Source organism: Rhodoferax ferrireducens, from assembly GCF_003347515.1.
Taxonomy (GTDB): domain Bacteria; phylum Pseudomonadota; class Gammaproteobacteria; order Burkholderiales; family Burkholderiaceae_C; genus Rhodoferax.
The window spans coordinates 1-6,606 of sequence record NZ_QEII01000170.1 but is presented as its reverse complement, the minus strand read 5'-3'; the positions used below and the strand labels follow the sequence as shown (position 1 = coordinate 6,606).

Annotated in this window: 8 protein-coding genes and 1 pseudogene; 3 read left to right on the top strand and 6 right to left on the bottom strand. The window is 56.0% G+C overall.

The window, feature by feature from the left end; translation table 11 throughout:
- Positions 1 to 458 precede the first annotated feature (458 nt).
- Positions 459 to 884, top strand: a complete 426-nt coding sequence (locus C5P05_RS01130; protein ID WP_232834291.1) for a hypothetical protein — start codon at positions 459 to 461, stop codon at positions 882 to 884.
- Positions 885 to 907: 23 nt separating this feature from the next.
- Here the strand turns inward: C5P05_RS01130 and C5P05_RS01125 are convergent, their stop codons facing one another.
- The 5 genes from C5P05_RS01125 to C5P05_RS01105 form a co-directional block, all read right to left on the bottom strand.
- Entirely contained in the window at positions 908 to 1,258 is a 351-nt protein-coding gene (locus tag C5P05_RS01125; RefSeq protein WP_114968069.1) for a copper-binding protein, read from the bottom strand.
- Between the two features lie 105 nt (positions 1,259 to 1,363).
- The gene (locus C5P05_RS01120; protein WP_420130713.1) at positions 1,364 to 1,822 is read right to left on the bottom strand and encodes a cupredoxin domain-containing protein; all 459 of its coding nucleotides are present in this window, start codon (positions 1,820 to 1,822) and stop codon (positions 1,364 to 1,366) included.
- 59 nt (positions 1,823 to 1,881) lie between these two features.
- The gene (locus C5P05_RS01115) at positions 1,882 to 3,297 is read right to left on the bottom strand and encodes a multicopper oxidase family protein (RefSeq protein WP_114968066.1); all 1,416 of its coding nucleotides are present in this window, start codon (positions 3,295 to 3,297) and stop codon (positions 1,882 to 1,884) included.
- A 33-nt stretch (positions 3,298 to 3,330) separates the two neighbouring features.
- A complete protein-coding gene (locus C5P05_RS01110; RefSeq protein WP_114968065.1) occupies positions 3,331 to 4,767 on the bottom strand; it encodes a TolC family protein in 1,437 nt (478 codons plus the stop codon).
- Positions 4,764 to 5,072 carry a hypothetical protein gene (locus C5P05_RS01105; protein WP_114968064.1) on the bottom strand — a complete coding sequence of 103 codons (309 nt, stop codon included), beginning with the start codon at positions 5,070 to 5,072 and terminating at the stop codon, positions 4,764 to 4,766. Before C5P05_RS01105 ends, C5P05_RS01110 begins: the two co-directional genes overlap by 4 nt.
- A gap of 375 nt (positions 5,073 to 5,447) precedes the next feature.
- On the opposite strand from C5P05_RS01105, the gene C5P05_RS01100 reads away from it, so the two are divergent.
- A complete protein-coding gene (locus tag C5P05_RS01100) occupies positions 5,448 to 5,729 on the top strand; it encodes a CopK family periplasmic copper-binding protein (protein WP_114968063.1) in 282 nt (93 codons plus the stop codon).
- Positions 5,730 to 6,021: 292 nt separating this feature from the next.
- Here C5P05_RS01100 and C5P05_RS34240 read toward each other — a convergent pair whose 3' ends face one another.
- Complete coding sequence (locus tag C5P05_RS34240) at positions 6,022 to 6,123, bottom strand: flagellar hook-basal body complex protein FliE (RefSeq protein WP_232834290.1); 102 nt, start codon at positions 6,121 to 6,123, stop codon at positions 6,022 to 6,024.
- Positions 6,124 to 6,517: 394 nt separating this feature from the next.
- Between C5P05_RS34240 and C5P05_RS01090 the strand changes: the two are divergent.
- Positions 6,518 to 6,606, top strand: a pseudogene (locus C5P05_RS01090) (DNA-binding response regulator); the annotation flags it as partial.

Below are 6,606 nucleotides of genomic sequence, written 5' to 3'. Positions count from 1 at the left end.
AAAGCCGCCGCCTGCGGGTGGCGCGACCACGCTTGCTCCAGGGCGCTGCCCAGGGTTTGGGCCTGGCTGACCGTGGCCAGCAACAGCCCGGCGGTCAGCACCATGGCCCTGTTCGGCCAGCCCGGTGCGAGGGGTCGATGGCGAATAAAGCGCACAAAGTAGGGGGGCATGAATCATTTCCCGGAAAACGAATTGACCGCAGTGTGCTGAAGCGCCCCAACAGAACGCTGACCGCAAGATTACATTTCTGTTATCTACGCCGCGCAGATGTCCAAGCGGCGCAGAATAGCGGACAAGGACACGCCGGTGCTGTTTCTGACCGCGCGCGACCACATAGTTGACTGCGTCATGGGCTCGGAACTCGACTTAGGTGATTGACGGCAATCAGAACCCTTATACACATCGCCATGTTCAAATCAAACCTCCCAGTCAACTCCTCGCGGGATTGGCTCGGATTCATGAATCGCTACCTGATTTGGACCAGTCTGTTAAATTTCAGTTGGGAGGTCTTGCAACTGCCTCTGTACACCATCTGGGCGGACAGCAGTGGCCGTGACATCGCGTTTGCCGTCGTGCACTGTACGGTGGGAGATGTCATGATCACGACGATCAGCCTGGTTGCGGCTGTAATCCTGGCTGGAAGAAAGGAATGGCCAGACCGTCGCTATCGGGCTGTTGCAGTGACAGCCATCCTTACTGGGCTCACCTACACGATTTACAGCGAATGGAACAACACCGTTGTTACGCGAAGCTGGGCCTACGCTGCATCCATGCCCCAGCTATGGGGAATTGGTTTATCTCCGATTGCGCAATGGATCATTGTTCCAGGCATTGCCTTCTGGCGGCTATACCGCCCAAGGGAAAACCTGAACGCTCGCCTCTGAAAAAGCGAGCGTTGGATGGCCGACTATTTGGCCACCTGAATTTCAGTCACAACTATCTTCCCGTCCTCACGCACCACATTGAATCTGACTTTGTCACCCGTTTGGACCTTGTCCAGCAAGGCTTTGTCTTTGACGGTGAACACCATCGTCATGGGGGGCATTTCCAGGTTTTTGATTTCACCGTGTTTGATGGTGATCTTGCTGGTGTCTTTGTCAATCTTGCGAATCTCGCCCTGGACCATGTCATTGCTGGACATCATTTTCATGTCGCCCATCTTGCCGGGCTCCATCGTGGCCTGAGCGAGAACATTGACCGAAAAGGCCGTCGCCGAAACCATCGATATGAGGATGGCGAGTTGCTTCATTGATTTCATGATTTTTTCCTTCATCAGTTGGATAAACCGCAGCGCTGCCGTCTTTCTTGAATCACAACACGCCGAAGCTATTTTTGCGATTTCCGTGTTCGGCCTGGTTTGGGCTTACTTGGCGGAGGCGACTTTGATTGCGCCCTTCATGCCAGCGTCATAGTGCCCAGGGTGCAAGCAGGCAAAGTCCACGGCACCCGCCTTGGTGAACTTCCAGATCACCTCGCCCGTCTGGCCTGGTCCCACGGTGATCATGTTCGCTTCCGCATGCTCCATTTCCGGAAATTTCTTCATCATTTCATAGTGCTCTTTCAACTCCTTTGCTTTTCCAAGAACGAACTCGTGCTTGATTTTTCCGGAGTTCTTGACGACGAAGCGAATCGTCTCGCCTTGATTGACGCTGAAGTTTTCCGGGGAGAAGCGCATTTTGTCTTCGGTATCGACCTGGACCGTGCGTGTCACTTTGGCGGCTTTTCCCGGCTCGCCAATGGTGGATTCATCGTGTCCGTGACCCCCTGCATGCGTACCGCCCGCGGTGGCGGCTACAGCGAAAAAAGCGGTGGAAACAATCAATAGTGCGTTACGTGTTTTCAAGGAATACCTTTCAAGGGCTGGGTAAATAAACTAAATAATCAGTGCTTCATATTGCCCATGGAGGGCTTGCGAACCTGAACTTCGACTTCTTTTGCGGGCATGTTCTGAACTGGCATGGATTTACCGCCCTCGGCAGCAAAACGTGCGGGGTTGGGCAGTGAACCGGTCCACTCATATGCGATTTCACCGGGTGGGTGCTTGTACCAACCTGGGTCTTTGTAGTCGCCAGGTTTTTGCGCTTTGCGCACCTTGACCATGCTGAACATGCCGCCCATCTCGACGCTGCCAAACGGGCCTTGTCCCGTCATCATGGGCGCCGTGTTGTCCGGGATAGGCATCTCCATCTCTGTCATGTCAGCCATGCCACGCTCGGCCATGACCATGTAATCCGGTATGAGGTTGGTGATTTGTTTGGCCACACCGCGGTGATCCACGCCAATCATCGTGGGCACGTTGTGACCCATCGCGTTCATGGTGTGGTGGCTTTTGTGGCAATGAAGCGCCCAGTCGCCTTCTTCGTCCGCCAGAAATTCAATTTGACGCATCTGACCTACCGCCACATCCGTGGTCACCTCGTACCAGCGGGTCGATTTCGGCGTCGGTCCGCCATCGGTGCCGGTCACGAGAAACTCATGCCCATGCAGGTGAATTGGATGGTTGGTCATGGTCAGGTTGCCCATGCGAATGCGCACCTTGTCATTTTTGCGTACAACCAGCGGATCAATGCCGGGGAAGATGCGGCTGTTCCAGCTCCACAAATTGAAGTCCGCCATGGTCATGATCTTGGGCGTGTAGGCTCCCGGATCAATGTCGTAAGCATTCAACAAAAACACAAAGTCCCGGTCTACTTCTTCGATCAGCGGATGTTTTGCTTTCGGGTGTGTGATCCAGAAGCCCATCATGCCCATGGCCATTTGCGTCATTTCGTCAGCATGCGGGTGGTACATGAAAGTGCCAGGACGCCGCGCCACGAATTCATAAACAAATGTCTTGCCAGGTGAAATGGCCGGCTGGGTCAGGCCCGACACACCGTCCATGCCGTTGGGCAGGCGCTGGCCATGCCAGTGCACGCTGGTGTGCTCGGGCAGCTTGTTGGTCACGAAAATGCGCACCCGGTCGCCCTCCACCACTTCGATGGTCGGGCCTGGGGACTGGCCGTTGTAGCCCCACAGGTGGGCCTTGAAACCAGGCGCCATCTCGCGCACCACGGGTTCAGCCACCAGGTGGAACTCCTTGATACCGTTGTTCATGCGCCATGGCAAAGTCCAGCCATTGAGCGTGACCACCGGGTTGTAAGGACGCCCGGAGTTGGGAACCAATGGCGCCATCGTGTCTGGGCTGGTCTGTATGACAGGTTCAGGCAGTGCCGCCATGGCCACCCGACTGACGGCAGCCATTGCCACTGCGCCGCCGGCCAAACCAGCCGTTTTGAAAAATTGACGTCTTGAATTCATCGTGAATACTTGTTGGATTTTTGAACGCTTGAATCAATGCGGGGCATCGCCACCACCCGATCCGCCTGAGCCCACGGCCCCTAATACAGCCGTGGTCGGCTTGCCCATCTGCGAAGCTTGCAAGGCAGCGTCCGCCAACCAGAACTGCTGTTCGGCCCCGATGGCGGCCATCACGCTGCCAATCTGATCCTTCGTATCAGCCAGGAGTTCAAAAACGCCAATCAGCATGCCGTTGTAGCGCAGGACGTTTTCTTCGGCGATGGTCTTGCGCAAAGGCACGACCTCGTCGCGGTAGTGCCGGGCGACGTCGTAAGCTGTGCGGTAAGCGGAAAAACTCTCGCGCAAGTTCGAGCCCGCGCCCCGTACCGTGGCCTCCAGACGGTTGGCTGCCGCCAGGGTCTGCGCATTCATGGCGTCGCGCCGCAGGCCACCCCAATCAAACAAGGGCAATCTCACGCTGACTTCGTACCCACTGCGTGGGGTACGGGTGCCTGCCGCGTTGTCGAACACCGTGTCGCGTCTCACCCCTAATTCGATGTCAGTCAGGCTGGTCACGAAGTTCAGTCCCTGGCCCTTGGCCGCTGATTCAAAGGCCGATTGCGCCAGTTTGATGTCGAGGCGCCCGGAACTGGCGGCCTTGCCAACCTCCTGCGGACTGCGGGGAGCCTGGGGCAAATCCGGCAACCTGCCGGGCAAGCTGAGCTGCTGCGCCTGAGCGTCCGTCAGGCCGAGGAGCCGCACCAAACTTTCGCGCGTCGCGGTGGCTTCATGTTGCGCGGCCGCCGACTGCGTGGCGGCGTCGGCATAAAACGCTTGCTGCCGCGCACGCTGCAGTTTGGTGAAATTGCCGACCGATTGCAGACGCCGGGCGAGTTCGGCACTGACCTGTGCCGCGTCAAACACCTGCTGCGCGTAGGTCAGGTTTTGTTGTGCCGCGACGGCCTTGACCCAGGCCTGGCGCACCTGCGTCACCTGGTCGATGACATCGCTGCTCAGCTGCAGTTGCGCCCGCTCTATGCCGCGCTGTGCGATGCCATAACGCTGCGGGAGGGTCAGCAGGTCCAGCAAACCGAAACTGAGCAGACGCCCCACTTCAAGTTCGTCACCAAAAGTTACACGCTCAAAAGTGAAGAGTGGATTGGCGATACGGCCTGACTGGGCTGCATTGGCTGCCTCCGACCAGTTTTGGGCCAGCATCGCCTGCAGTGCCGGACTGTTTGCCAGCGCGAGTTGAACGGCATGACCCTGGCTTAACGGCTGGGCCAGCAGTTGGGCGGCGGTACGGTCAAGCGCCGCGCGCTGATCCTGGGTCTGGGCCAGCGCCAACTTGCCTTGGGTGAAGCCAGCGGCATCTTGATTCGTCTTGGCGACAGCGTTATCAAAGTTAACACTGGCGCAGCCTGACAGAACAATCACCGATATCACAGAAACCAGAAATTTGACGCGAGGAATGCGTATGGGCCGGCTCACGGCTTGCTTCCTTGTCCATCGGGGACTGATGCAGGCGTCCCATCGGGTTGGCGTGCCTCTTTGGAATAGACGCGCCAACCGCCAATCTTGCCGACGTTGTCGTTGGCTTCGCGCCAGGAGGCGATTGGCTGCTCACTGTACGTGCGGTAATCGGTAAAGGCTGATCGGTAACCGAGCGTGACCGACGATGGCGCTGCGCTCTTGGGGTCAGGTGCGGCCGACCCGGCACTGGACTGTGCGACGGCCATCGGCAGGGCCAGCGTCAGCGCCACCGGTACGAGCCAGTGTAGGGAAAATGAAACCATGAAATCCTCGCGTCATTACGTTGGGGAAGATCGCGAGAAGAAACCTCACGACGATACTCAGAAGGCAATGTACCGTCTCGCTCCTGACAGAGCACTGACCAAAAAATTACATTCCCGTTATCTACGCCGCGCAGACGCCCAACCAGCGCCATGAGAATCTAGGAAGGCTAGTTTGAGCTAAAACGACCCGATCAATAGCACACGCGTGGTGTTTAACCTGCGCATCCATGAGGCAGATATCGTATTTGTAACGTTTCGGCCATCCTACTGACGGTGCTCGACTTCTACATTAAAGCCAGTGATGCAGCCGTTGCGTCACGGGTCCCCCGGAATACGCCGAGAGACACAGCAAATCATTTTGAAGGTATTTTTATCATGTCAATTCGCAAATCCGTTATCGTGTTAAGTCTTGTTTTGCCAGCCCTGTCTGCGCTCGCCCTGGACCAGGGAGGCATCGTGAAATCGGTCCCGCTCAAAGACGGCTCAACCGTGCATCAGTTCAAAGATGGCAAGATGGCCATGGAAAATAAATACGGGCACGCTACTCGCATGCAAGAAGGCATGAGCATGGAAACCACGGATGGAAAATCAATCACCATGAATGGCGACGAAGTTGCCAAACTATCGAGTGCGATTTGGTTGCATAACCGCAAGTAACGCGACTGCTGGGCCGTTGTAGTCACAGCCATCGCAACACTCAGGTGTAGCGATGGCTGCAACCATATAAAAACAGCATCTATTTAAAATTATAGATAGCACATTATCCTTAATATACGAGGGCTGGAGGCTCAAAACGCCCGTAATATACATTTAAACTACAGCAACTGGATGCGTCCCAGTGCGGTAGTTGAACCAACCCGATTGATAGATGCTGATTCCGCGGGTACGAGAAACAGTTCCTTAACCACTACTTCTGATCGGTTCAGGAAACCGAGGTGACGACTCCATTTCATACTTGCATTTTCATGATGTAGGTATAGGCTTGTACGATCCGATTGGGCACCTGCAGTGTCGCCTGGAAGGCAATGTTCGATTTGACGCCGACCAGCATGGTTTCTTTGAGGCTCGCAGTCGATTATCCAGCTGGAACTCCCGAGAAAGCCGTCCAGATTCCTTTTGCAGACTGCTCGTTGTTTGCAAGGCCTGCATCATCGCATCCTGAAATCCTGTTCCCTGATCGCCGGAGCTTTTACCCAGTGATTGACTTATGCCAGCAGCCGGGCGGATAAGATCAACTGGGTTCGTAGAGACGTTCATTGCAAATATCTTTCTGGGTGAAGAACGGTCATGAACAATTCTCTGGAAACTAATTGAGCGCAGTGTTCCGGCCCGCTCCCAACAGAACGCCGACCGCCAGATTACATTCCTGTCATCTACGCCGCGCCCCGGCCCGCGCGGCGCAAAATAGCGCCCACATGACAGATTCCAGAGGAGCAAGCACCGCCATGAGGATACTCATCGTCGAGGACGAACCCAAGACCGGGGACTACCTGAAACAAGGACTGGTCGAGGCCGGCTTCATCGTCGATTTGGT